Origin of the sequence: Sphingobacterium sp. 1.A.4 (assembly GCF_002734245.1) — a bacterium.
Classification (GTDB): Bacteria; Bacteroidota; Bacteroidia; order Sphingobacteriales; family Sphingobacteriaceae; genus Sphingobacterium; species Sphingobacterium tenebrionis.
In genome coordinates this window covers 1-25,398 of record NZ_PEAZ01000036.1, presented here as the reverse complement: position 1 = coordinate 25,398, position 25,398 = coordinate 1, and the positions used below count along the sequence as shown (strand labels likewise).

The 25,398-nt window shown below is 34.9% G+C and carries 23 protein-coding genes and 1 pseudogene; 18 read left to right on the top strand and 6 right to left on the bottom strand.

The annotated features are described in order from the left end of the window. The first annotated feature begins 41 nt into the window (after positions 1-41). The 12 genes from CRJ00_RS03850 (at position 42) to CRJ00_RS03795 (ending at position 13,307) form a co-directional block, all read left to right on the top strand. On the top strand, positions 42-1,259 hold the full coding sequence (locus CRJ00_RS03850; RefSeq protein ID WP_218962175.1) for a hypothetical protein: 1,218 nt from the start codon (positions 42-44) through the stop codon (positions 1,257-1,259). A 10-nt stretch (positions 1,260-1,269) separates the two neighbouring features. After that, a complete protein-coding gene (locus CRJ00_RS03845; protein WP_257213678.1) occupies positions 1,270-2,358 on the top strand; it encodes a glycosyltransferase family 4 protein in 1,089 nt (362 codons plus the stop codon). Continuing rightward, entirely contained in the window at positions 2,355-3,458 is a 1,104-nt protein-coding gene (locus CRJ00_RS03840) for a glycosyltransferase (protein ID WP_099365564.1), read from the top strand. The genes CRJ00_RS03845 and CRJ00_RS03840 overlap by 4 nt, the downstream gene beginning before the upstream one ends. 10 nt (positions 3,459-3,468) lie before the next feature. Then, positions 3,469-4,470, top strand: coding sequence for an acyltransferase family protein (locus CRJ00_RS03835; RefSeq protein ID WP_099365563.1), 1,002 nt, complete (start codon positions 3,469-3,471; stop codon positions 4,468-4,470). Beyond that, entirely contained in the window at positions 4,467-5,576 is a 1,110-nt protein-coding gene (locus CRJ00_RS03830; RefSeq protein ID WP_099365562.1) for a glycosyltransferase, read from the top strand. The genes CRJ00_RS03835 and CRJ00_RS03830 overlap by 4 nt, the downstream gene beginning before the upstream one ends. Before the next feature lie 106 nt (positions 5,577-5,682). Beyond that, positions 5,683-6,147 carry a S24/S26 family peptidase gene (locus CRJ00_RS03825; RefSeq protein WP_099365561.1) on the top strand — a complete coding sequence of 155 codons (465 nt, stop codon included), beginning with the start codon at positions 5,683-5,685 and terminating at the stop codon, positions 6,145-6,147. A 24-nt stretch (positions 6,148-6,171) separates the two neighbouring features. Further along, on the top strand, positions 6,172-6,453 hold the full coding sequence (locus CRJ00_RS03820) for a PqqD family protein (protein ID WP_099365560.1): 282 nt from the start codon (positions 6,172-6,174) through the stop codon (positions 6,451-6,453). Continuing rightward, complete coding sequence (locus tag CRJ00_RS03815; protein WP_099365559.1) at positions 6,453-7,562, top strand: nucleotidyltransferase domain-containing protein; 1,110 nt, start codon at positions 6,453-6,455, stop codon at positions 7,560-7,562. The genes CRJ00_RS03820 and CRJ00_RS03815 overlap by 1 nt, the downstream gene beginning before the upstream one ends. Then, entirely contained in the window at positions 7,559-9,187 is a 1,629-nt protein-coding gene (locus CRJ00_RS03810; protein WP_099365558.1) for an ABC transporter ATP-binding protein, read from the top strand. Before CRJ00_RS03815 ends, CRJ00_RS03810 begins: the two co-directional genes overlap by 4 nt. A gap of 2 nt (positions 9,188-9,189) precedes the next feature. Further along, positions 9,190-10,098 carry a hypothetical protein gene (locus CRJ00_RS03805; protein WP_099365557.1) on the top strand — a complete coding sequence of 303 codons (909 nt, stop codon included), beginning with the start codon at positions 9,190-9,192 and terminating at the stop codon, positions 10,096-10,098. A gap of 10 nt (positions 10,099-10,108) precedes the next feature. Further along, the gene (locus CRJ00_RS03800; protein ID WP_099365556.1) at positions 10,109-10,900 is read left to right on the top strand and encodes a polysaccharide biosynthesis/export family protein; all 792 of its coding nucleotides are present in this window, start codon (positions 10,109-10,111) and stop codon (positions 10,898-10,900) included. Between the two features lie 4 nt (positions 10,901-10,904). Further along, positions 10,905-13,307 carry a GumC family protein gene (locus CRJ00_RS03795; RefSeq protein WP_099365555.1) on the top strand — a complete coding sequence of 801 codons (2,403 nt, stop codon included), beginning with the start codon at positions 10,905-10,907 and terminating at the stop codon, positions 13,305-13,307. 70 nt (positions 13,308-13,377) lie between these two features. On the opposite strand, the gene CRJ00_RS03790 is transcribed toward CRJ00_RS03795, so the two are convergent. Then, positions 13,378-14,262 carry a bestrophin family protein gene (locus CRJ00_RS03790; protein WP_099365554.1) on the bottom strand — a complete coding sequence of 295 codons (885 nt, stop codon included), beginning with the start codon at positions 14,260-14,262 and terminating at the stop codon, positions 13,378-13,380. 48 nt (positions 14,263-14,310) lie between these two features. On the opposite strand from CRJ00_RS03790, the gene CRJ00_RS03785 reads away from it, so the two are divergent. Continuing rightward, positions 14,311-15,162 (top strand): glycoside hydrolase family 25 protein, encoded by an 852-nt coding sequence (locus tag CRJ00_RS03785; protein WP_099365553.1) that lies wholly within the window; start codon positions 14,311-14,313, stop codon positions 15,160-15,162. Positions 15,163-15,190: 28 nt separating this feature from the next. Then, the gene (trxA, locus tag CRJ00_RS03780) at positions 15,191-15,493 is read left to right on the top strand and encodes a thioredoxin (protein ID WP_099365552.1); all 303 of its coding nucleotides are present in this window, start codon (positions 15,191-15,193) and stop codon (positions 15,491-15,493) included. Positions 15,494-15,781: 288 nt separating this feature from the next. Here trxA and CRJ00_RS03775 read toward each other — a convergent pair whose 3' ends face one another. After that, a complete protein-coding gene (locus CRJ00_RS03775; RefSeq protein ID WP_099365551.1) occupies positions 15,782-17,101 on the bottom strand; it encodes a hemolysin family protein in 1,320 nt (439 codons plus the stop codon). A gap of 135 nt (positions 17,102-17,236) precedes the next feature. On the opposite strand from CRJ00_RS03775, the gene CRJ00_RS03770 reads away from it, so the two are divergent. Together CRJ00_RS03770 and CRJ00_RS03765 are read left to right on the top strand one after the other, a co-directional pair. Further along, positions 17,237-18,367: a phosphotransferase enzyme family protein gene (locus tag CRJ00_RS03770; RefSeq protein ID WP_099365550.1), complete on the top strand. Its 1,131-nt coding sequence runs from the start codon at positions 17,237-17,239 to the stop codon at positions 18,365-18,367. A gap of 1 nt (position 18,368) precedes the next feature. Beyond that, complete coding sequence (locus CRJ00_RS03765; protein ID WP_099365549.1) at positions 18,369-19,007, top strand: carbohydrate-binding family 9-like protein; 639 nt, start codon at positions 18,369-18,371, stop codon at positions 19,005-19,007. Between the two features lie 233 nt (positions 19,008-19,240). Here CRJ00_RS03765 and CRJ00_RS03760 read toward each other — a convergent pair whose 3' ends face one another. After that, positions 19,241-19,801, bottom strand: a complete 561-nt coding sequence (locus CRJ00_RS03760; protein ID WP_099365548.1) for an NADPH-dependent FMN reductase — start codon at positions 19,799-19,801, stop codon at positions 19,241-19,243. Between the two features lie 104 nt (positions 19,802-19,905). On the opposite strand from CRJ00_RS03760, the gene CRJ00_RS03755 reads away from it, so the two are divergent. Together CRJ00_RS03755 and pdeM are read left to right on the top strand one after the other, a co-directional pair. Beyond that, positions 19,906-22,341 (top strand): ligase-associated DNA damage response DEXH box helicase, encoded by a 2,436-nt coding sequence (locus CRJ00_RS03755; protein ID WP_099365547.1) that lies wholly within the window; start codon positions 19,906-19,908, stop codon positions 22,339-22,341. Next, the gene (gene pdeM, locus CRJ00_RS03750) at positions 22,334-22,981 is read left to right on the top strand and encodes a ligase-associated DNA damage response endonuclease PdeM (protein WP_099365546.1); all 648 of its coding nucleotides are present in this window, start codon (positions 22,334-22,336) and stop codon (positions 22,979-22,981) included. The genes CRJ00_RS03755 and pdeM overlap by 8 nt, the downstream gene beginning before the upstream one ends. 41 nt (positions 22,982-23,022) lie before the next feature. On the opposite strand, the gene CRJ00_RS03745 is transcribed toward pdeM, so the two are convergent. From CRJ00_RS03745 to CRJ00_RS03735, 3 genes and pseudogenes are all read right to left on the bottom strand, one after another. Beyond that, entirely contained in the window at positions 23,023-23,868 is an 846-nt protein-coding gene (locus CRJ00_RS03745; RefSeq protein ID WP_099365545.1) for a ChaN family lipoprotein, read from the bottom strand. Next, entirely contained in the window at positions 23,865-24,893 is a 1,029-nt protein-coding gene (locus tag CRJ00_RS03740) for a hemin-degrading factor (protein ID WP_099365544.1), read from the bottom strand. Before CRJ00_RS03740 ends, CRJ00_RS03745 begins: the two co-directional genes overlap by 4 nt. A 270-nt stretch (positions 24,894-25,163) precedes the next feature. Next, positions 25,164-25,398 (bottom strand): annotated as a pseudogene (locus CRJ00_RS03735) (IS110 family transposase); the annotation flags it as partial.

Genomic DNA, 25,398 nt, shown 5'->3' with positions numbered 1-25,398 from the left:
CAATAAGCTTTACTTTTCTACCTGCTAGTCTCAATACAAAGATGATGTTGGGCGTTTTGGGTATTGGTTTTGCTGGTTTGAACTGGTTGAAAACACAGAATTTAACTGTAAGTAGAGGGTTGCTTATTTCCATTATTATATCTTTATTATTTTCTTTTATTTGCTATTATTCTACTGATATAAATAATACGACAGATTACTCCTATGCAAGTTATATTGTAAGCTTCTCTGTTTGGTTTTTTGGAGCTTTTGCGGTCTGTTATATTATTAGAATTGTTCATGAAATTGCTTCCTTAAGGATCCTAACAAATTATTTGGCTGCTGTATGTTTTTTTCAATGTGTTGCTGCTTTAATGATTGATAATATTCCTGCTTTTAAATTGTTGGTAGATAGTATTGTAAATCAAGGCCAGGATTTTTTTGATGAAGTAAATCGTTTGTATGGAATAGGGGCTGCTCTTGATTCTGCAGGGGTCCGGTTTTCTCTTGTCCTTGTATTGATAACATCATCCTTAAATAATAGTATTAAAACGCGAGAAAATTCATGGTATATTGCCATGTTATTGATTGCTTTTTTTACCATTTCTGTAATTGGTAATGCGATTGCTCGTACAACCATTCTTGGGGTATCTAGTTCATTGATCTATTTTTTTATAGGATCTGGTTTGTTTAGAAGTATTGTTAAGATGGAATCTATAAAACTTGGGATTCTATTTGGATTTCTCTTAGTTGTTGCCATATTTATTTCCGTCTATCTATACAATAACAATAAAGAATTCTATGATCAAATGCGATTCGCATTCGAAGGTTTTTTTAATTGGATAGAACATGGGGAATGGAGAACAGGTTCAACTGATAAATTAAATCGAGAAATGTGGATATGGCCTGAAGATCAAAAAACCTGGCTTATAGGATCAGGAAAATTTGGTTTATATGAATTCAGTACTGATATCGGATATTGTCGTTTTATTCTTTATTGTGGATTAATTGGCTTTTCTGTTTTTGCTTTTCTATTTGTTTTTAACGCACTATATTTTATGAATCGGTATCCAAAATATTGGATGATGTTTCTTATTTTCTTGGTATTAACTTTTATTTTCTGGGTTAAGGTGGCAACGGATATTTTCTTTATTTATGCCTTGTTCTATTGCCTAGATACGTTTTCAGACGAAGAAGAAAATGAAGTTGAAGAATTGGATGTAATAGGTAATAATGAAAAATTAGATGAAAATAGTCTATTGTATCCTCGGTACGTTTAATTCGGGTGGGATGGAAAGAGTATTGGCCAATAAAGCCAATTATTTGAGTAAATTAGGCCACCAAATAACAATAATTACCACTGATCAACTCGGTAGAAAACCCTATTTTCAACTTAATGAACAAATTGACCAAATTGATCTTCATATAAATTATACGGAAAATAATAATCAAGGTCTAATGACCAAAATATTAGATTTTCCACGCAAACAACGAAAACATAAAGCATCTTTAGAAAAGGTTCTTCAAAAAATTAAACCAGATATTACCATATCCTTATTCGATCATGATGCAGCTATCATTTCAAAAATCAAAGACGGAAGTAAGAAAATAGCAGAAATTCATTTTTCGAGATTTAAACGAATCCAATATGGAAGAGGAGGCCTTTGGAACTTGGTCGATAGATGGCGTAGTAAACAGGATCTAAAAACCATTAAACTATTTGATCGATTTGTAGTATTAACCGAAGAGGACAAAAATTATTGGGGTGCATTGAACAATATTCTCGTAATACCAAATGCAAATAGTTTTACACCCAATAGCTTGGCTGAATTAAATATCAAACAAGTAATAGCAGTAGGAAGATATGATTTTCAAAAGCATTTCGATTCTTTAATACGGATTTGGGAAAGAGTGGATAAACAGAACCCAGATTGGAAACTGAAGATTTTTGGTTCAGGTCCGTTAGAAAGTGAACTACAACAACAGATAAATGATGCTCAATTGCAACATAGCGTATCATTGGAAAGACCAGTTAAGAATATTGAGAAAGAATATCTTAATAGTTCCATCATCGCATTAACATCAAGGTATGAAGGTTTACCTATGGCTTTGTTAGAAGCACAAGCCTGTGGTCTACCTATGGTCGCCTATGCTTGTAAATGTGGACCGAAAGATATTATAACTGATGGAGAAAATGGATTTTTAATTCCAGAGGAGAATGAAACGTTATTTGCAAAACGACTATTGGAATTAATGAATAGCGAAAATAGGAGAAGGGAAATGGGTAGAAAGGCATTTGAAAATTCAATTAATTATTCCGAGGATCGCGTCATGGAAAAATGGATAAACCTTTTTACTGAATTAACTGTTAAAAAATGAAAAAGATTGTCATATCTGCTGTTAATTTAGTGGAAGCTGGCACATTAGCTATTTTAAGAGATTGTTTAGCATTTCTATCTGATTTTGCACCTAAGCATGGTTATCATGTGACAGCTATTGTTTTTAAACGGGAGTTGGCAGATTTTCCTAATATTGAATATATAGAGACCACCTGGCCCAAAAAAAGATGGACAAATAGATTATGGTACGAATATGTTTCCATGAACCGTATTTCCAAAGAAATTAGTCCTGTTTATTTATGGTTTTCATTACATGATACAAGCCCTACCGTAAAAGCGGAACGTCAGGCCGTTTATTGCCACAATTCTTTTTCCTTTTATCGTTGGAAAATGCATGATGTAATATTTGCGCCAAAAATTGTTCTCTTTGCTTTGATGACCAAATACATTTATAAAACAAATATCCATCAGAACCATTATTTGGTCGTACAACAAGAATGGTTTAGAAAAGCATTGTCTCAAATGTTTGATCTCAACGAGAAACGAATTATTGTTTCCCCTCCAGATATGGCCTTGCAACATGCAATTCAGTCAAATTCCAAAATACAAAAAGTTAAAAGCTTTTTATTTGCAGGCTCACCGAACAGCCATAAGAATTTTGAAGTAATATGCAAAGCTTCAAAAATATTGATTGAAAAATACCATATTACAGATTTTAAGGTTAAAATTACCGTAAAGGGAAATGAAAATAAATATGCCGAATGGTTGTATAAAAATTGGAAAAATATAGCACAAATTGACTTCATGGGCTTTATTCCAAAAGGTATGTTAATGGAATGTTATAACAAAACTGATTGTTTGATTTTTCCTTCCAAAATTGAATCATGGGGATTGCCGATTTCTGAATTTAAAATTTCTAATAAGCCTATACTTTTGGCAGATTTACCATATGCACATGAAACAGCGCAGGACAGCCAATTAACAGCATTCTTCCATCCAGATGATGAACAACAATTAGCCATTTTAATGAAAGAATTGATTGAAGGAGATTTCCACCAATTAAAAGCCGTTCCATCTATTGAAATTAAAGAACCAAAAGCAACGAATTGGTTGCAGTTATTTCAACTATTATTGAATTAAGGGAAATTAAATGAATTCTATTTCTTTCATAGCAATTATTGGAATATTATATCTATTATCCATTTCATTGTGGAAAAAGAAATATGTACCATTCACCATTGAACAATCCAACAGTTTCAAAGGAATATTAAGTATATTGATTGTCCTGAGCCATCTCAATTTCCATGCTGAAATGCCTTTGTTTTTGACTATCACAAAATGGGCAGGAACCAAAGTAGCCCTATTCTTTTTTATTTCGGGATATGGATTAATGGCTTCTTACCGAAAAAAAGAACAATCTTATCTTCAAGGTTTTTTAGGCAAGAGATTATGGAAAATTGTTTTACCATTATTGGTCATCACCCTCTTTTTTTTATTCACTCAATTTCTTGATAAAGGAATATTCAATCTAGAAATATTCCAAAATCTTTGGATCGGATTAACCCCCTTACCTTATTCTTGGTTTGCATATATTATTTTGATTTTTTATCTAGTATTTTTTGTGGTTTTCAGCACAAAATGGTCCTTGATTATTAAAATAATCAGTATGTTTTCCATTTCATTGATTATTTCAGCTCTCCTTTATCAAAAAGGATTCGATCGTGCTTGGTGGGTGTCTAACCTTGCATTTCCTTTCGGTATGTTATTTCAAGCCCAAGAATCACGATTAATCGGATGGAGCAGAACAAAATTTGGTAATATTTTATTTGTCCCAATCTCTTTAGGGTTGGCCTTTATTTTCGCGTTTTTTAAAATCGAATTTTTATATATCTTCTCATATGTTTTTATAGTATTAGCAGTCGTCATTCTTTTAAGTTATTCTGGATTACCAAAGGGTAGCATATTTAATTTCTTGGGGAAGATTTCTTATGAAACTTACCTTATCCACGGAGTTCTATACTTTATACTCCGAGGTAACCATATTTTTATACAGAATAATTGGCTTTATTTAGGAGCTTCTATATTATCAACAATTTTTCTGGCAACCTTATTTCATAAGCTTTTTAATTACATTTATACGCTCAAAAAATGAAGATATTACAAGTAGGAAAGTTTTATCCCATTCGTGGCGGAGTGGAGAAAGTCATGTATGATCTCATGTTAGGACTATCCGAAAGGGAAATTCACTGTGACATGTTATGTGCTTCCACTGAAAATTTTCCGGAAACAGATATAGTTATAAATCAATATGCCAAGTTATTCGTTGTCTCCACGCAAATTAAAGTTGCTGCTACCATGTTGGCACCAAAGATGATTAGCAAGCTTAGAAGTATAGCTAACCAATATGATGTCATTCATATCCATCATCCAGATCCTATGGCAACTTTAAGCCTGTTTTTGGCAGGTTTTAAAGGAAAAGTAGTATTGCACTGGCATAGTGACATCCTCAAACAAAAAACCTTGCTGAAGCTGTATAAACCGCTTCAGGATTGGTTGATCAAAAGAGCAGATTTGATAGTAGGAACGAGTCCAATTTATGTAAAAGAGTCTCAGTTCTTAACTAAAGTTCAAGAAAAAATTGCTCATATCCCTATTGGAGTCGAACCTTTGTTAACCGATTCTACAAAAGCAAACTTGATAAGAGGAAGATTTGCAGGTAAAAAAATTTTATTTGCTCTTGGTCGTCTGGTCGAATATAAGGGATATCCTTTCTTAATAGAAGCTATGAAGGGTTTGGATGATTCTTACCATTTACTCATTGGTGGAATCGGGCCATTAAAAGAAGAGCTAGAGAATCAAGTCAAAGCTTTAAATCTACAAGATAAAATTACTTTTTTAGGATTTATAGCAGACGAAGATGTACCCAACTATTTTAAAGCTTGTGATATTTTTTGTTTAAGTTCGACTATTAAAACGGAAGCATTTGCTATCGTACAGATCGAAGCCATGTCTTTAGGTAAGCCTGTTATCTCCACTAGAATTCCTGGTTCTGGTGTTAGCTGGGTTAATGAACATGAGGTTTCTGGATTAACAGTTCCAATAGAAAATGTTGATGATTTTAGGAATGCTATATTAAGGTTAGGCGAAAATAAAGAATTTTACGACCGATTGAGTAAAGGCGCATCAGAACGCTTTCAACAAAATTTTACTTTAGATAAAATGATTGATAAGACTATTACCATCTATAAAAGTCTTTAAAATTGCCTCTGAAATCATAAATTAGCTACAAATAATAATTTTTAGCCGTTTACATTCGAGAAGCATATTCCTTATTTTAATTAATTATTAATTTTGCCTTTCTACTATGCATAATTCATACGAAAACAATGATCCTAGCGTCCTCCGTATTAAGAATGAGCTCTTTTTTGAACAGGTCAAGCCTTTATTAAAAGAGGGCAAACCAGTTCAGATTACAGTAGTAGGAGGAAGTATGCGACCATTTCTTAAACCAGGTGAAAGGATAATTCTTAAGCCTATTCAGGAAAGGGATTTAAAAATTGGGCACATTGTTTTAGCAGATACAAAATCTGGTTATGTCATGCATAGGATTATCCGTATTAAAAATAATTTAATATGGATGGCTGGAGATGGTAATTTAGCTCAAATAGAGCAAATATTTAAAGAGGAAGTGTTTGCATCGGTTGAAGTAGTGATTAGAAATGGAAAACAAATCAATTTACAAACTGCATCTTCTAAAATAGCTGCGATGTTTTGGTTTCTAGCTCGACCATTTAGGATTTTTGCTTATAAAATATTTAAGATTAAGTAGAAGTAGAATTATATTTAGATATACATGAGGTTACGTAAGGACTTAGAAGTAAGGCAGGTAGGGGAGGATTATGTGATTATAGAACCTGATCAGGGCATGATGGATTTCTCTAAGGTGTATACCTTGAATGAAACTGCAGCTTGGCTGTGGAATTCGCTTAAGAATACAGATTTCACTGTTGATGATGTGGTTAAATTGTTGATGGAAGAATACGAACTCTCTGATAATGATCACAAAACGGTTGAAGCTGATGCTGAAAATTTAATTGCCATTTTTAAAAAGAATAATTTGTTGGCAGAAGATTAATGTTAAATAAGGTACAACAGGCATTTCTCACTTTATTAAGATCTGGACTTTGGGATAGTCCAATTGAAGATCTTTCCATCTTTCCTTTAGATAAGGAGGAATGGAAAAACCTGTACAGCATCTCCATGGCACAAACGGTGGAAGGAATTGTTTATGAAGGAATGTTGAAATTACCTCCAGCTTTTTTACCACATAAAATCTTTCAACTTCGATGGACTGTGAGGGTAGACCAAATTGAAAGACAAAATAAATTGATGGCCGAAATATTGGTTCAAATTGATGATATCTTTAAAGAAGAGGACATTCCTTTTACCTTGCTGAAAGGGTTAAGTTTAGCGAGTCTTTATGAAAAACCTTTATTGAGAAGCAGTGGAGATATTGATCTATATTTTGATTCTATTAAAGATTTTAAACGGGCTAATGCTTTAATAAGATCAAAAAACATCCAAGTAAATACCGGTGCATTGAACAGTTCAATCTACCTATGGAAATCATGTGAAGTGGAGCACCATACCAAAATGATGGATATCTTAAATCCATTTAAACAGCGTTATATCAAAAAATTGATAAATGCTGAAAAGGGATTTTATAGGAAATTAAAAATTCAGGAAAAGACCATTAATGGTATATCCTGGACATTGGCACATATTCAGACCAATTCCCATATTTTAAAACATTATTTGGGTTTTGGAATTGGCTTACGGCAATTCTGTGATGTGGCAAGGTTATATAAAAAATCAATAAGCGAAATTGATAAATTAAAGCTTCAGGCACATTATAAAAAATTAGGAATATTGGATTGGATGTATATGGTTAATAACCTGCTTATTCAATATTTAGGTTTATCCAAAAATTTCCTTCCATTTGAGAATCACCCTGAGCAAGATGCCAAATGGTTATTAAATGATGTGTTGGTAGCAGGTAATTTTGGATTCCATGATACGCGATATGTTCAACACTCGGATAATTTGAAAGAAAATAGACAACGAAACAATGCTCTGGAACGGGTAGTACCTCATCTTTTGAATGCTAAAAAATATGCTCCTGCAGAAGCCTTTTGGTTTCCAATTTTTAAAACACGTGATAGATTAATTGGACATAAAGAATGAATTATTCCATTAAAAGACAGATCAATTGGGCGTGGAACTTTGCAAAAGGTTTCCATGCGCAGATATTTGTTTATTTTTTACTAGAATTAACCAGTATTGTCTTTTCATTGCTCTTTGTATATTATTCGAAAAAGTCGGTAGACATTGCATTAAATGTAATACCAGGGGATTTAAGATTACATATATTTTTAGTGGTAGGAAGCGTTTTTGCAGGTATAGTTGCTAAATTGATCGCGACTTATATAAACCAGAAAACCCAATTGAAATTTACCTTAAGGATCCAGAACCAAATTGTTGCTAAACAATTGAATGCAGTTTGGCAGGTACTAAAACAATGGTTTACTGGTGATGTGATGGTTCGAATTACAAACGATTGTAATGAAGTTGTTCAGATGATCAGTCATGCTGGAGTTAACTTTATTGTAACTACCTTAAAATTGATAGCTACTTTCATTTTCTTATGGGTAATTGATCCTATGCTAGCCATCATGATTATAGCTATTTCTCCCTTGTTTTTATTTTCCAAAATATATTTTAAACGACTTCGCCAATTAAACTATAATGTTAAACAATCGGAGAGTGAGGTTGGAAATATTATGCAGGAAAATTTAAGGAACAGAGGTTTAATCCAGTCCCTAAGTATATTTGCAGCTCGCCATTTCATCATGGAATCTGCACAGCAAAATTCATTAGGTTTAAAACTGAAACAATTGAATTTCAATCTATTTACCCAAACCATGATGAAAGTAGCCATTAATGTAGGTTACCTAACTGCCTTTATCTGGGGAATTTATCGATTGCACCAAAATGAAATTACTTTTGGAACTATGACTGCGTTTTTACAATTGGTTGGGCGCATTCAATCACCTATTTTATCATTGATTACGTTTTTTCCTGCTTTCATCCGATTTCGTACTTCAGCAGATCGATTAATGGAAATTGATCTTATTGAACAAGTTGAAACTTCCAATAACCATTTTGCAGAAGGAATTAATTCTATACGGTTTGAAAATGTAACCTTTGCTTACGAGCATCAGGATGTGATACATAAACTTAATGTGGATATGAAAGCTGGGGAGCCGGTTGCTATTGTAGGAGCAAGTGGTAAAGGCAAAACAACATTAATAAGACTATTATTAAACTTGATAAAGCCTGTTAAAGGAAGAATTATATTGGAAGATAAAACTGGGGATGTAAAGGACTTGAACAGTTCGCATAAATTGAACTTTTCCTATGTACCTCAAGGTAATACCTTATTTTCAGGTAGCATTTATGATAATTTAAGGATTATCAATAAATCCATAACCGAAGAGCAAATGATCAATGCATTAAATCTCGCTTGCGCTGATTTTGTTTTTCAGCTTCCTGAAGGACTACATACCAAAATTGGCGAACAAAGCTATGGCTTATCCGAAGGACAGGCACAACGAATCGCTATCGCTAGAGCCATTTTAAGAGATTGCGACATTTGGCTTTTTGATGAAGCAACATCTGCATTGGACGAAGAAACATCTAATCGACTGCTTGATAATTTGATGAAATACGCAAAAGAAAAGATCATGATTTTTGTTACTCATGATGAGAAAGTGGCTTTAAGATGTAAAAAAGTAATTCAAATGAACTAATCATGCATTCAAAATTGGAAACTATGCACAAAACGGTTTATTATGCAGTTGCAGGTCTTGGATTAGAACTTCAAGTTCCTCAAACCTTCAATTTGGATGTTATATTACCTTCTTTTACAGATTTTAAATCCAAATTTTCTGAAGAAATTCCAATTATTAGTAGAGTTGAGGTTTCGTTTAATGAATTATCCTATGATCTGAAAGAGGCTAAATTACTTTCTGATATTTCCAATTTCTGGCAGGATAGATTCAAATTTTATGAATATGGAGACCAGTATTTAACGATTCTAAAAAGTGAGGATGGTCAATTTGAATGGTCCATGCTAAGTAGTAAAGATTTTAAAAAGGTTCGGATTAAAGCAGCAAGTTTCAACAAATATAAAGAGAATGTTTTAACCTGGTTTTTAATGGTAATATTTGCTCAAGCCTCTTTATCTGAAAATACCATTTTAATCCATGCTTCTGTGGTTGAAAATGGGCTAAATGCATTCGCGTTTTTAGGAAAAAGTGGTACTGGAAAGAGTACACACAGTAGACTTTGGTTAGAAAACATTCCTGGATTTTCATTGTTAAATGATGATAATCCAGCAATTCGTTTGATAAATGGCGAAGTTTTTATTTTTGGTACGCCTTGGAGCGGAAAAACAGCCTGTTATCGTAACGAAAAAAGGAAATTGGCAGGTTTTGTGAGATTAAAGCAAGGACCTCAAAACACACTAACCTTTATGGAAAATACCGATAAATTGATATCCGTTTTACCAAGCTGTTCAGCCATTCGATGGAATGCCGACCTGTTTTCATCCATGACCGATATTTTAATTCAAATTGTTCAAATTATACCAATAGCAAATTTAGTTTGTTTACCTAACGCTGAAGCTGCATCTTTGTCATACACTAACTTATCCACATAAAAAATCCATCATGAAAAAAATCATTTTCGGAATTAGCGTTTTTACGCTCTTATTTTTAAACTCTTGTTTGGTATCCAAAAAGGTCGTATTCGTGGAAGATATGTCTCCAAACCTTCAATATGAAATGGAAAAAATTCCACCATTGAAAATTCAAGCCAATGACCGCTTAAGTATACAAGTTGGCTCAAAAAATCCGGAATTAGCCGCTCCATTTAATAATGAATCAGGGTTATATACTGTGGATGAAAAGGGAGCTATTTTATCAAATGCAGTAGGCTCAGATAGAGGTTACCTAGTGGATCAGAATGGAAATATTGAATTTCCAATTTTAGGAACCCTAAATGTAGAAGGAAAATCTATTGATGAGATAAAGAACCTTATCAAAAGTAGATTAGAAGGTGATAAAATTTTAAATGATGCTACAGTTAAAGTTGAATTGACCAATTTGAAAATCATTATGATGGGTGAAGTAGGGGGTATTGGAATTCTAAATGTACCAGACGGTCAAATCAATTTATTGGAAGCGATTACACGTAGTGGTGGATTAACCAATAACGCGATGACAAATGAAGTTGCTGTCATCCGTGAGGAAAATGGAACACGGAAAATGTATTTGAATGATATCGAAAAGGTAGCTCTCTTTGAATCTCCCACTTTCCATTTAAAACAGAATGATATTGTATATGTGAAACCTAGAACAGCTGTTACTACACCTAGAGAGGATATGACCTGGAGATATATTGGTATGTTTACAGGATTAACTACCCTGGTGTTTACTATGTTAGCTGTATTCAAAAAATAAAACTATGTCTAAAATAAGTAACACATATATGCAAAAACAACAAGAAAAGTCAATCAATATATTAGATCTTTTCCGCTATTTATTAGCCAACTGGAAATGGTTCTTATTATCTGTATTGATTTTTGGAGGATATTATTATTATCAATATAGTAAGACTCCTTATTTATATAGCCAGTCTGAAACTGTTATGATTAAGACAGCTAGTAATACCATGGTTGCTACACGGATTGCACGACCTAATAACTTTTATAATGCAGTCAATGTAAACAGTGAGATTTTACAATTACGTTCAAAAGAATTAATGCGAAATACCATTGATTCACTAAATACAGATATTAGCTATTCAGTTAAATCGGGACTGCGTACATTAGAATTATATCGCACATCACCCTATTTAGTAGAATTTGAAGGCATCAACCAAAATGCAGGTTTTTCTTTCAATTTACGTCGTAAAGATGCTAATAAAGTGGAGTTATCAGATTTTTCTTCTAATAAAGAGGCAAAATCAATTATTGTACCTTTAAACCAATTGGTAAATACTCCGGTTGGAAAAATGATAATTCAATTTAATCCCAATTTGAATTACCGTAAGTCTTCTGATGACCAGATTACCATTACTAAATCTCCTGTAGATGCCATGGTTGGTTATTTCTTGGGGAAATTACAAATTAGACAAATGGAAGATGTGGAGCTTTTGCAGGTTACTATGGAAGATAGCAATCCATTGCGAGCTGCCGATATGATCACTAAATTAATAAAAGTCTATAATGTGATGACTATCGAGGATAAAAATACGATAGCTCATAATACGGCTGATTTTATTAGGGATAGGATAGCGATTATTGAAGAGGAATTAAGTTCTGTCGAATCCGATATTGAAGGAATGAAGATCCAGAATCAAGGCTTGGATGTAAAAGCTGCGGGCGAACAATTCTGGTCTGAATCTCGTGGATACCAATCGACCAGTAAGGATATAGAAACGCAGAAAAAATTGGTGGAGATCATGCGTCAACGATTAAATGATCCTGCACGTGCAAGAGATCTTATTCCTAGCAATACTGGGTTAGTTGATGGTAATATTGAATCAATTATTTCTGAATATAATAGTGTCCTTTTAAAAAGGAACCGATTGCAAGCAGGGGAAAACTCGAACAACCCTATTGTCCAAGATATGGACAATGCCTTAGTGGCTATGCGCGAAAACATCGTTAGAGCTGTAGACAATGTAATTACGGGTTTTAATATTAAAATCAGAAACCTTCAACAGGAGGAAAATGCAGCCATCAGAAAAGCCCAAGCCTTACCAACAAAACAGCGGATGATGCTCTCTGTGGAGCGCCAACAAAAAGTTAAAGAAGAACTGTATATTTTCTTATTGAATAAACGAGAAGAAAATGCCATTAACCAAGCAATGACGGATGATAATATCCGTATTATTGACTCTGCTTCAGGAAGTGATTGGCCAATTTATCCAAATAAACTAAAGAAGCTTGCTATTGGTATAGGAATAGGATTAGCCATTCCAGCAATCGTTTTATTATTGATTCTATTATTCAATACGAAGATTCGAAACAAGCGGGATATTGAATCTGAAGTTTCCATTCCATTTGCTGGAGAAATTCCATTCTCTACAGATATGCAATCTGCAAAACAGGAAGTAGTTGTTAAAGAGCAAGGAACTGATGAAGTAACAGAGGCCTTCCGGATATTCCGAACAAATTTGGGCTTTATGTCATCTGGAGATAAAGAACAGAAAGTCTTGACTTTCACCTCCTTCAATGTAGGAGCCGGTAAAACATTCTCTGTCATTAATTTAGGCGTAAGTTTTACCTTTCTAAAAAAACGTGTGGTTTTAGTTGATTTGGATTTAAGAAAAGGAACATTAAGTCATAAAACCAAAGTTCCCATGCCAGTAGGAATTACACATTATCTTGCCGATAACAATACGCAAATCGATGATATTATCTATAAAGATAGAATTGCAGACGGACTTGATATCATTCCAATTGGAGTAATAGCGCCTAACCCAGTTGAGCTTTTATTATCAGAACGATTAGACAATTTATTTGCAGAGTTAAAGAATCGTTATGATTATATCATAGTCGATAATGTTCCATTAGGAATTGTAGCAGATGCTAAGATTGTTAATAGAATAACCGATGTGACTTTATTTGTTGTACGTGCTGGTAAGATGGATAAACGTCAATTACCAGAAGTTCAAAAAATCTATGAATCTGGAGATTTAACCAATATGGCTATCCTTTTAAATGGTGTTAAATTTAATGATACCCGTTACGGCTATGGAAGCTATGGTTATGGTTATGGTGGATATGGTTATGGATATGGTTACGGTTATGGAAACCATAAAAAGAAAAAATCAATTTTTAATATCTTTAAGAAACGATAGATTTAAATAATGAATCATTAAAAAAGCGAATCAGAAATGATTCGCTTTTTTGTTTAAGATATTGATTTAGTTAAGCTACTAGAATCTCATTACAATGCTTTTTAATATTTGAAGCCATTTTTTCAATTGGCAGGTCATCAGCATCAGCTCCAAACGGTTCTTCAATTGACTCCCCAATCATTTCCAAAGCAGCCAATACATAAAAAATAAATGGTACCGCCGCAATCACAAAATAGCCTAAAGAAAATACATAACCAATTGGTAAAGTCGCTGTATACAAGATTATAAACGTTTTTATGAATGAGCTATAGCCCAATGGGATAGGTGTATTCTTAATTCTTTCACAGGCTCCGGTAACTTCGGTTAATGCCGTTAATTCTTTGTTTAGCGTAATCAATTGGTCCCCAGTAATTTTACCTTCTTTATATAAAATATTAGTTTTCTTGTAAATCAATGCCGCAACCTGGTTAGGTCCATGTTTTTTATCATCCAATGTATTCAACTCCGGATTTAACTTTTCATCCAGCATAAACTTGGTATAATCCGATTTTAAATAAGAGGAAAGCGTTTCAGCAAATAAAGCGATTGATTTCCTATAAAAACTTCTATTCACTTTATCATCAGGAGACAAAAAAGCATTCATTTTTATGGCCAGAATCCTACTGGTATTGGTAAGAGATCCCCATTGCTTTCTGGCCTCCCACCATCTATCATAAGCTGTATTCGTTCTAAACACCAAGAGTAGCGACAAGACAAAACCCAATAAACTATGAACAATACTGACGTTCTTCAACATATTTCGATCTTCTGCATCCACATAAGATAATTCCCAATAAGCCAATGCTGCTGAGATAACTGCTGATGCAATCAAATAGGGAAGGAGTCTTTTGAAGATTCGAAAAGTATGAAGGTAAATAGTGGTACTTAACCAGTCTTTGGGATTGTATATGATCATTTATATTTTTCTTTGAGGTTATTCAGAAATAGCCTAATTTCACGCAATATGACAAAAACCCGCAAAACAGTCAAGAAAAAAATAACCCCAGATAAACAAGATCAGCGTAAATTACTGATTTGGAGTATTGTTCTGCCTGCAGTTTTTGTCTTATTGATTTTTGGTATTCAACACCGGGCTGGAATTGCCTATTTATGGGTAAAATGGTTCGAAAAGGAAAAGATAAGCCAAGAAGATAATGGAAAATTTGATGTCAGGAATATAGAATTAATGCGGAGGCATGATGATAAAATCTACGGCATTGATGTATCGCAATATCAGGGAACTATTTTCTGGGATCAAGTATTAACAATTAACGATGAGTTTCCGATTGATTTTATTTTTGTACGTGCGACGATGGGCGAAAAGGCAAAGGACTCCAAATTTAAATCCAATTGGAAATCCATTAAAGATAAGAACAAACTCCGAGGAGCATACCATTATTTTAGACCGAATGAAAACTCCATTAAACAGGCCAATAATTTTATTCGAACTGTAAAGTTGGAACCCGGTGATCTTCCACCAGTTTTAGATATAGAAGAAATGCCTAGAAATCAATCCATGGATAGTTTAAAGGTAGGACTAAAACGTTGGTTGATAGAGGTCGAAAAACATTTCCAGGTTAAACCTGTTCTTTATTCGGGAGATAAATATTTTGCAGATTTTTTAGAAAAGGAATTTGCTGACTATACCCTTTGGATTGCCAATTATAATTTTTGGGTTGAAAAACCTAAAAAACATTGGAATATATGGCAGTTCTCCGAAAAGGGAACTGTTAATGGAATAAAAGGACCTGTTGATCTTAATATGTTCAATGGCGATATTGAAGAATTGGAAGAGTTATGTCTTCCCTTAAATTAAATAAAGTATTCTTTTTAAATAAATAATAATGGCATCGTTCAACGAAATATTACAACGTAACGCATTGGTTTTAGTTGATTTCTCAGCAGCATGGTGTGGCCCTTGTCAGATGTTGGCACCCATCCTCCAAGAAGTTAAAGCAGAACTGGGAGATAAATTAAGTATAATCAAAATTGATGTGGACAAAAACCAAGCTGTAGCTGCAAAATTCCAGGTTCAAGGCGTGCCTACTTTAATCCTTTATAAAAATGGAAATCAAGTTTGGCGCCAAAGTGGACTACAGCAAAAAAGTGAACTGATTAAATTAATCAATTCTTTCAGCACAAATTAATCATCTTATAGCCTGAATAACCAATTCTGAGTTAATCCAATATCTGTATAGCTATATAAGGACAAGACAGACAAGACATATTTTGTCTTCATGTTGCAAGTGAGATGTAAGTAAGGTGTAAGTGAGGTGTAAGTGCTAAAACACACTTATAGGATACTTAAACCTCACTTAAAATACAGATCCATAATGAACCAAATAAGTCAAGGCTAAGAAAATAATTGGTATTATTTCCTTAGCCTTGAAGAATTATTTTTAGCGTATGAAATTGTAATAATTAATATAGAATTATTAGTCTATGTTATAAGTTTCATCCTGAGGAGGATTCAATGCCTTTAAAATCAATTTATCAATCCGGTGACCATCCATATCCAATACTTCAAATTCAAGGTTCTTATAAACCACTTTCTCGCCTTCTTCTGGAATGTGATCCAACAATAAAAACACTAGGCCAGCTACTGTAGTTAAATTACCTATCTCATCCTCATCGTCTTCCGAAAGGTCAAGGTTGAATAATTCAATAAAATCATTTAATTGATAAGAACCATCAATGACAAACGAGCCATCTTCCCGTTTTCTGATCGTTTTCTTTTCTTCATTTTCAGGAGAATCAAAACCACCTACTAAGGAAGCTACAATATCCGTCATGGTGATGATACCCTGCGGACTACCGTATTCATCCACAACTGCGGCCTGTAAAACTTTAGAAGTTTTCAGTGTTTGCAAGACATTATATGCATACGTATTCTCGTTTACAAATGGGATAGGGTGCAATATCTTCGTAAGATCAGGCTCTCTTCCACTCAAATATTCCTTAAACAAAGTTTTTACATGAACCAATCCGATCACATGGTCAAAATTCCCGTTACAAACAGGATATTCGGTATGTTCATCAGCCAAAATAAAGGCTTTATTCTCTTCAAAAGACCTTTGTATATCCAAATAAGTTATTTTACTTCGATGAACCATAAGATTTATGGCTTTTTTGTCGCCTAAGCTAAGTACCCGGTCCACCATGTCATGTTCGATACCTTCAATTACACCACTATCAACGCCTTCATCTACCAAAGCTTTGATTTCTTCTTCAGTAACCGTATTGCTTCCAGATTTGATATTGAATAATTTGACAATAAAATCAGTAGATACACTTAGTAACCATACAAAAGGTTTAACTATGGTACTTAGAATAGACATAGGTACCGCAATAAAGGAAGCATATTTCTCCGGAATTGCCATTCCTATGCGCTTAGGTACCAACTCTCCAATGACAAGGGACAAATAGGTGATGATCAGAACCACTAAAATAACCGATATTTGGTTGGAATATGCGGATAATGCTGGAATCTGATTCAATTGATCAGCAATAAAGGTTGAAATAGTACCACCCGAGAAAAAACCCGTTAATATTCCGATAAGGGTAATTCCAATCTGTACGGTAGAAAGAAAGTTGTTGGGATTCTCTTTAAGTTGCAATGCTGCACGAGCACCATTATTTTTTTCACTTTGAGCAGCTAGGCGGGCTCTTCGACTGGAGACGATAGCAATCTCTGAAGCTGATAAAATTCCGTTTAATACAATTAAGACAAGTATAATAATAATTTCCGTGACCATATAGGGGGTTGAACGATATATAAGCCCAAATTACGAAAAATCTAGGTAAAAAATCATGCAACCGTTTGATTGAAAAAAATATTTTATTAATTGGGTCCTTATGATGATATTGCGTTTACTTACATAGAATTATGAATGAAAAGTGAAGTAATGTCAACCAAAGAAACTGAAAAGAGCATTTTATCGGCACAAAAATTTGAACTTAACGGGGAAGTGATTTCCGCTGTTCCGTTTGGTTCAGGCCATATCAACGATACATTTAAAATAACCACCGACGCAGCTAATAATAACCTATACCTATTACAGCGTATAAATCATCATATTTTTACCAATGTGGATGGTTTGATGAATAATATAGAAGCTGTATGTAATCACCTTAAAGCAAAATTGGCACATCTTGGCGAAGATGAAGTGTTGAAGAGAACAATGACTTTGGTGCAAACTAGGGATGGAAAAAAATATGTAAAGGATGAAGCGGGAGACTATTGGCGGGTTTTCTTATTGATACCAGAAACAAGGAGCTATGACATTTTGGAAACTACTTCTCAGGCATATTCGGGTGGAATGGCATTTGGCCAATTCCAAAAACAGTTAAGTGACCTTGACCCTAAAAAAATTGTAGAAATACTTCCTAACTTTCATAATATCGAATTCAGGCTGACGAACCTACGTAATGCCATTGCAAAAGATCCGGTTAAAAGGGTTGAAAAAGTTCAAGATCTATTGGATTATATTTTCGAACGAGAAGATAAAATGCGTACCATTTTAGAAATGGGTCGTGCGAATAGATTACCTGTTCGAATAACGCATAATGATACGAAATTCAATAATGTTCTATTGGATAAGGACGATAATGTGCAATGTGTTATTGACTTGGATACGGTAATGCCGGGTTATGTGGCATATGACTTTGGCGATGCTATCCGTACGATCATCAATTCAGCTGCAGAGGACGAGGCTGACTTGGACAAAGTGGTTCTGAACATCCCTTTATTTCAATCTTTCACATCAGGTTATTTGTCGGAAGCTAAAGATTTCCTAACAGATGATGAAGTTGATTCTTTAATTTATGCGGTACATTTGCTACCTTACATGCAAGCTGTAAGATTCTTGACCGATTATATTGATGGCGATACGTATTATAAAATTGCGTACGATGAACATAACTTAGTTAGAACAAAAGCACAATTGAAATTAGTGCAGGAATTGGAAGCAAATCATGCAAAATTAACCGAGATTTTAGCAGAAAACCTTTTGAGCAAATAAGATGAAGCATTTAGAAGTAAGCGAAATTGATTTAACCCACATCCAACAAGATTATCATAGTATTGCGCAAGCATTGAATGAAATCAGTTGGCAAGGTATATCAGAGGCTTCCTGGAAGGAAGATTATCCGTATATACCGAAAGTGAGGTTTCAGATCGCTTATTCTAAATCGCATATTATCCTCCATTATGATGTTGAAGAGGAATTTATAAAAGGACAATTTATTAGGCCGAATGAGAATGTGTGGGAGGATAGTTGTGTGGAGTTCTTCATTTCATTGGATGAAAAAAAAAATTATTACAATTTTGAATTCAATGTTTTGGGAACTGGCTTGATCGGTTATGGTCCAGCTGTAAAGGCTAAACGAAATCGTTTGTCTTCGGAAGAAATCTTAAAAGTAGATACTTATAGTAATATTCGTACCTTGAATACAGTGAAAACCTGGCAAGAGATTTTGGTAATTCCTGTAGAGTTAATTGGACTTAAACTTGGAGAATTGAAAGGTACAGTAGCATTTGCAAATTTCTATAAATGTGGTGATGAATTACCAAATCCTCATTTTATTTCTTGGAATTTGATAGATAATCCGACACCAAATTTTCATTTACCAGAATTTTTTGGAGAGGTAAGGTTTGTTTAAAACCAGGACTTCATTGTAAAGCATAAATATTTACGAATACGTCATTGTAAAACATAGGTCAGTACGAGAGTAACGTCATTGCGAGGAACGAAGCAATCTTTGGACTATGTCATCCTGAGCAGCGTCGAAGGATCTGTTCGGGTACCAAATGTAGATGCTTCGACTTCGCTCAGCATGACAAGCGGAAAGATTGCTTCGTCGTACCTCCTCGCAATGACGGAAAAAATAATTCCTTACTTCACAAAAGTCTCCACCCATTTTACATAAGCCTCCAAAAATCCTTTAAAAAACTTTTCAGTTTCCTTGTTTGTCAGTTTCCCCTCCTTATCAAAACTATCCGCTACATTCCCACAATACATTTCCGGCTGCGCCATGGTAGGAACATTCACAAAAACCAAAGACTGCCTCAAGTGATGATTGGCACCGAAACCACCAATACCACCTATCGATGAACTAATAACCGCACCAGGCTTTTTATCCCAAACAGATTTCCCATATGGCCGCGATGCCACATCAATAGCATTCTTCAAAACAGCTGGAACTGATCTATTATATTCCGGCGTTACAAACAATACAGTATCCAAAGCCTTAACCTCCTCACGAAATGTCGCATAATTCTCAGGAGCAGTACCTTCATCATCAAAATCCTGATTATAAAAGGCCAATTGTCCAATTTCTATAATCTTAAAAGTATAACCTTCAGGCGTTATACTCACTAAATAATTTGCTATTTTCTTATTAAAGGAATCTTTTCTCAGACTTCCAACAAAAATTCCAACGGTTTTATTTGCCATAATATTAAACTGATTTATAAGTTTTATTTATATCAATTGTTTAAACTCTTTTATACTTAACAAAAATCTTCATAGATTGTTATCTATTTTATCAAATTAAGAATATGCAGAACGAATTGGCGGAAGTATGGTTTTATAACCAAGGTTGGACAGCACATGATTTCCAAAAATCCTGTTGGAAAGCCATTTCCAAAGGCCAATCGGGGATATTAAATGCACCAACAGGATATGGAAAAACTTTTGCTATCTGGTTTGGGGTGTTAAAGTCCTATTACGATCAACAACATCAACTTAACAAACTCAAGAAAAAACAATTACATACACTATGGATTACGCCTTTGCGCGCATTATCCAAAGAAATTCATAAAGCTACCTCCCAAGTTTCCCAAGATTTAGATCTCGACTATGAAATTGAACTAAGAACAGGAGATACCACCACAGCAGTACGACAGAAACAACGAAAAAATCCCCCTCAAGCATTGATCACTACACCCGAAAGTGTGCATTTGATCCTAGCGACCAAAGGCGGGCAAGACTATTTCAAAAACCTGGAATTCATTATCGTAGATGAATGGCATGAATTATTGGGATCTAAACGAGGTGTGCTCATGGAATTGGCCATCAGCCGGATTAAATCCATAAACCCCAAACTAAAGATTTGGGGAATCTCGGCCACCATTGGAAACCTTCAGGAAGCAAAGGATATTTTATTGGGTGAACATAACAAAGGCACACTCATTAAAGCAAACATCAATAAGCAAATAGCAATTGAAACTGTGTTCCCAGATAATTTGGAGAAATTTCCTTGGGCTGGACATTTAGGGATCAAACTGTTGGATAAAGTAGTCGATATCATAAACAACTACCAAACCACCCTTATTTTTACCAATACCAGATCCCAAGCAGAAATCTGGTATCAACAGATCATTACCCATTATCCAGAATTTGCAGGATTGATCGCCATCCATCATGGTTCATTAAGTGATGAGGTGCGATTTTGGGTAGAGGTGGCTTTACATGAAGGAAGATTAAAGGCCGTTGTTTGTACAAGTAGTTTAGATTTAGGGGTAGATTTCAGACCTGTTGATTGTGTTGTTCAAGTGGGATCCCCCAAAGGAATAGCCCGATTTCTTCAGCGTGCCGGGCGTTCTGGACACCGACCAGATGCCACTTCAGTTATCTATTATGTCCCCACCAATTCGCTGGAGATCATTGAAGGTGATTCCTTAAAATATGCTGTTTCGAATCATATCGTAGAGAGTAGAATCCCTTATATCCGATCCTTTGATGTATTGATCCAATACCTCATGACCTTGGCTGTTGGAGATGGTTTTCAAGCGGAAGATATTCTTCAAGAAGTCGCCCAGACACATTGCTTTTCCAGTATCAGTCAGGAGGAATTTGACCAATGTATGGCGCTGTTGATCCATGGAGGAACCAGCTTAACAGCTTATGATGATTTTCATCGATTGGAACTTGTAGATGGATTATATAAAGTTACCAATAGAAGGATCGCTATGCGGCATAGGTTATCCATCGGCGCTATTGTATCCGATCTCATGATGCGGGTAAAGTTCCTTTCAGGCAAATACTTAGGATCTATCGAAGAATCGTTTATTGCGAAATTAAATATTGGTGATGTTTTTTGGTTCTCGGGAAGACAATTAGAATTGGTCCAGATCATTGCCAATGATGCAATAGTAAGAGCATCGGAAAAGAAGAAAGGGGTCATTCCATCCTGGATGGGAGGAAGGTTCGCCATTTCACCAGATCTGGGGATAGCTATCAGACATAGTTTCAAGAATATTCATAAAAAAAGGGGAGTTTCTCCCGAAATAACCTTCTTAAAGCCTTTGTTCGATGAACAAGAAAGATTATCCAAACTACCCAAGGAGGATGAATTATTGGTGGAGTATATTCAAACCAAATACGGCAACCATTTCTTTTTCTATCCTTTTGATGGAAAATTAGTACATGAAGGAATGGCGCAGGTTATTGCCTATCGATTAGGAAACATCAAACCGGCCACATTCAGCATTGCCAGTAATGAATACGGTTTTGAGTTGTTATCGGATACAGATTATGAGGTGGATGATAAATTTCTGCAAAAATTATTCTCGCCCCAGCATCTCCATCAGGATATAAACTCCGGAATTAATGTGCAGGAAATGGCCAAACGTAGATTTAGGGATATTGCTGGAATAGCAGGATTGGTCTTCCAGGGGTTCCCAGGAAAGCAGATGAAAAGTAAACACCTCCAGGCGAATGCGGGTTTGTTCTTTTCAGTTTTTTCGGAATATGAACCAAACAACCTACTTTTGCGGGAAGCATATGATGAAGTTTTTGATTTTCAATTGGAAGAAGGTAGAATGCAACAAGCCTTTGAACGAATAGCAAATCATAAAATCTTATTCAGCCGTCCTGAAAAACTAACGCCCTTTTCCTTTCCGATTTTTGCGGAATCCTTTAGAGAGCGGTACTCCAATGAGGATTGGAAAAGCCGCTTAGAAAAAGTGAAAATGCAGTTGTTGAATGGCTAAAAAAATTATTTTAAATGGTTTAGAGGTTTTCCTATTACCTCAAAAAGGGCTTTATATCCCTAGCTATGAAATGTTGGTGATCTCCGATTGGCATTTGGGTAAACTCAACCATTTTAGAAGATCGGGTTTCTTCGTTCCATCACCAGATCCTCAAGAAGAATTTGATCGGTTAAACTTAATATTGAACGATTTACAGGTAAAAGAGGTTGTTTTTCTAGGTGATCTTTTTCATTCGTCTTGGAACGAGGATTGGGAAAAATTCAAATTATTTGTTAATAGCTATTTCCATAAAATTGACTTTACCCTAACGAAGGGTAATCATGATATTCTTGCTGATCATCATTTCCTTCAAATAAATCTAAAGGTTAAAGAAGAAGTTATTTTATCAGAAGGGGTTATATTATCTCATGAACCCATTAATGGTTTACCTGCCTATATGTATAATATTGTTGGACATATCCATCCTGGATGTTTGATTGAAACCAAAGGCAGGCAGTCCTTCAAATTACCATGTTTCCATCTGGAAAATAGAATTTTAACCATGCCTGCCTTTGGGAAATTTACAGGCTTGTACTTGATGGAAAAATCAATTTCCGCTAAAGTATTTGCCATCGTAAATGATGCTGTGATTGAAGTCTGATCTTCAATTAATTATTTACTCTTCAGTCAAGAATCAATTCATTAATCAACAATCAACGTAAAATCAGCTGTTGCTAATAGTTCAGGAGTAACTTCTTCTCGCTTGACGGTATTGATGGTTAACACTTTTTGCTGAAAGTCATTTGGAAAAAAACTGATGATGCCTTCTTTCATTTTGCTGTGATAAGCCCCATTAATATGTAGAAAAACTTGTCCTTCCTGATAGTTTTTCAGGATAAATTTAGCCATAGTAGCATCTTTTAATGCCTGGGAAAAGATCATATTTGTAGCATCATGACCAGGAAGCATTTCACGCATATCCTGGTAGGTGGTTAACGTAGTATCCACTTTTAAAGGTAATTTAGCCATAAAGGATCTAACCCTGCTATCGAATTTATCCAATACGGTTATCCCTTGTTTATAAACTGTATTAGCGTATCTCCGAGGAACATTGCTCGCAATTAATTTTATTTTATTAGCTTTTGCTAATTCCACTAAAGGTTTATAATCGTTTTGGTAGTTGGACCAGACCCTTGCTTCTGATTCAAAACTTTTCTGACCGATCAAATCGGCAAAATACTCATCTATTATATGTTGAACATCTGTTTCAAACATCTCCATTCCCAAAACTACAGTTGGATGAACTTTGTGAAATAGGGTGAGTAATTTTAGTTGTACCTTATGGGCTTGTTCATTATCATGAAGTTCCCCAAAAAACACCAATGGCCTTTCTTCGGCTGCTTGAACAAGATTCTCCAAACTGCTGTTTTTTCCATTTTTGTCTTTGAGGATGATTTCAGCTTCTACAAATTCCTGGGTTTCGACTTCTTGTGCAAGAACAACCACATTGGGCAACAAGAATAAGATCAACATGCCAATTATTTTCATAAGGTTTCTGTTAATGATTGAACCAATAACCGCCAGTCTTCGCTTTCCGGAATACTAGGTTTTCTTTTGCCAAAGAATTGAATGATCAGGTTTCCTTGATCATCAAAAGCCTCCACACTGTGGACCAAACCTAAATTTGTTGGTTTTTTAACAATCCAAAGACTATGAATAGCTTGATCATTTAAATGAAGGTTGAATTCTTCATCCAGGATATTTATCCACGGACCAGTCCGAACAATCCTTTGCGCAAGTCCAGTATGGATCTGCAGGCAACTTGAATTTCCAACAAAGACCATTATTTCTGTCTTTAATGAAGATACTAAATTTAAAATAGATTCAATCTTTGATCTTGGAATTTCCATTGTAAATCCACTTGGTGCATTTTGCATGGCCTGAATTCGGCTTAATCCATGCTTTTTTAGGATTCCCATAAAATCATGGGTATCCTGAAGATCTTTCCATTCCTGATGAAATTCCTTTGAATCAAATTTTTCCGTTTCCAATGGAAGTTCCTTTAAAGGAATTTGCATTTCAATGGATAGGTGATCAGGTTGGTCGGTTTGAAATTTATCCAGTAAATTTTCATAAGCCTCTACAGAACTTTTTTCAGTGAAATATACTTTATGGATGGCATTTCCAAACCGATCGAAAAATTGGATACTTTTTCTATTGTTTTCATTGACAGCAAATACAAATTTCCAATCTTTCATGAAGAGCCGCAGATCGATATCTGGATTTACGACCAATCCGATGGTACCATGGAACCCCGCTTTGCTGTATATGCCTTTTCTTTCATGTACGGCATATTCATTTCTTGTTAATGCCATAACATAACCGAGTTCTTTTAATTCGTTTAATAGGTTATGGAAATCGGGGAGGAGATAAAGGTTGTTTTCTGAACTATAAACCAATTCTGCCTCGGTTAGTTTTAATGCTTTTGCAGCATCTCTGATACGAACCTTTGGGTTCTCTTGTTTGTATTTTTCGTAGATGGATCTGATGTTATTTTCTGTTGTTCTGTTCATTTTTTGTTTTTTTAATTTTTTTAGTGTTTTGTTTTTTTTTTTTGTTCTGGTCAGTCATGGGGAGATGGTTTACTCGTCATTGCGAGGAGGTACGACGAAGCAATCTTTCGACTTTGTCATCCTGAGCAGCGTCGAAGGATCTGTACTGGTACCATATTTAGATGCTTCGACTTCGCTCAGCATGACATGGCTAAAGATTGCTTCGTACCTCGCAATGAACTGTGTATATATCCAAATAATAAATTAAATTTTCTCCAAATAATATTCTGATTAGGCCGCTTTTGCGATGTAGCCCTTTCCAGATTTTGCGATGGCGAATGCCTGTTTGATCAGTTTGTTCACCACTGCTATGATTGCGACCTTGTATGGCTTTCCTTTTTCCATCAACCTCCCATAAAGCTCACTGCAGGCGGTGTTGCTCCTGATGGCGGATATTGCCGCCATGTACAGCACCTTTCTGACCTGGCCCATCCCCATCTTGCAGATATGCCCCTTTCCCTTTACG

Excerpts from the sequence above, each read along its gene's own strand:
- CRJ00_RS03850 (WP_218962175.1), top strand. The coding sequence starts at position 42 with ATGATGTTGGGCGTTTTGGGTATTGGTTTTGCTGGTTTGAACTGGTTG.
- CRJ00_RS03845 (WP_257213678.1), top strand. The coding sequence starts at position 1,270 with ATGGAAAGAGTATTGGCCAATAAAGCCAATTATTTGAGTAAATTAGGC.
- CRJ00_RS03840 (WP_099365564.1), top strand. The coding sequence starts at position 2,355 with ATGAAAAAGATTGTCATATCTGCTGTTAATTTAGTGGAAGCTGGCACA.
- CRJ00_RS03835 (WP_099365563.1), top strand. The coding sequence starts at position 3,469 with ATGAATTCTATTTCTTTCATAGCAATTATTGGAATATTATATCTATTA.
- CRJ00_RS03830 (WP_099365562.1), top strand. The coding sequence starts at position 4,467 with ATGAAGATATTACAAGTAGGAAAGTTTTATCCCATTCGTGGCGGAGTG.
- CRJ00_RS03825 (WP_099365561.1), top strand. The coding sequence starts at position 5,683 with ATGCATAATTCATACGAAAACAATGATCCTAGCGTCCTCCGTATTAAG.
- CRJ00_RS03820 (WP_099365560.1), top strand. The coding sequence starts at position 6,172 with ATGAGGTTACGTAAGGACTTAGAAGTAAGGCAGGTAGGGGAGGATTAT.
- CRJ00_RS03815 (WP_099365559.1), top strand. The coding sequence starts at position 6,453 with ATGTTAAATAAGGTACAACAGGCATTTCTCACTTTATTAAGATCTGGA.
- CRJ00_RS03810 (WP_099365558.1), top strand. The coding sequence starts at position 7,559 with ATGAATTATTCCATTAAAAGACAGATCAATTGGGCGTGGAACTTTGCA.
- CRJ00_RS03805 (WP_099365557.1), top strand. The coding sequence starts at position 9,190 with ATGCATTCAAAATTGGAAACTATGCACAAAACGGTTTATTATGCAGTT.
- CRJ00_RS03800 (WP_099365556.1), top strand. The coding sequence starts at position 10,109 with ATGAAAAAAATCATTTTCGGAATTAGCGTTTTTACGCTCTTATTTTTA.
- CRJ00_RS03795 (WP_099365555.1), top strand. The coding sequence starts at position 10,905 with ATGTCTAAAATAAGTAACACATATATGCAAAAACAACAAGAAAAGTCA.
- CRJ00_RS03790 (WP_099365554.1), bottom strand. The coding sequence starts at position 14,262 with ATGATCATATACAATCCCAAAGACTGGTTAAGTACCACTATTTACCTT.
- CRJ00_RS03785 (WP_099365553.1), top strand. The coding sequence starts at position 14,311 with ATGACAAAAACCCGCAAAACAGTCAAGAAAAAAATAACCCCAGATAAA.
- trxA (WP_099365552.1), top strand. The coding sequence starts at position 15,191 with ATGGCATCGTTCAACGAAATATTACAACGTAACGCATTGGTTTTAGTT.
- CRJ00_RS03775 (WP_099365551.1), bottom strand. The coding sequence starts at position 17,101 with ATGGTCACGGAAATTATTATTATACTTGTCTTAATTGTATTAAACGGA.
- CRJ00_RS03770 (WP_099365550.1), top strand. The coding sequence starts at position 17,237 with ATGAAAAGTGAAGTAATGTCAACCAAAGAAACTGAAAAGAGCATTTTA.
- CRJ00_RS03765 (WP_099365549.1), top strand. The coding sequence starts at position 18,369 with ATGAAGCATTTAGAAGTAAGCGAAATTGATTTAACCCACATCCAACAA.
- CRJ00_RS03760 (WP_099365548.1), bottom strand. The coding sequence starts at position 19,801 with ATGGCAAATAAAACCGTTGGAATTTTTGTTGGAAGTCTGAGAAAAGAT.
- CRJ00_RS03755 (WP_099365547.1), top strand. The coding sequence starts at position 19,906 with ATGCAGAACGAATTGGCGGAAGTATGGTTTTATAACCAAGGTTGGACA.
- pdeM (WP_099365546.1), top strand. The coding sequence starts at position 22,334 with ATGGCTAAAAAAATTATTTTAAATGGTTTAGAGGTTTTCCTATTACCT.
- CRJ00_RS03745 (WP_099365545.1), bottom strand. The coding sequence starts at position 23,868 with ATGAAAATAATTGGCATGTTGATCTTATTCTTGTTGCCCAATGTGGTT.
- CRJ00_RS03740 (WP_099365544.1), bottom strand. The coding sequence starts at position 24,893 with ATGAACAGAACAACAGAAAATAACATCAGATCCATCTACGAAAAATAC.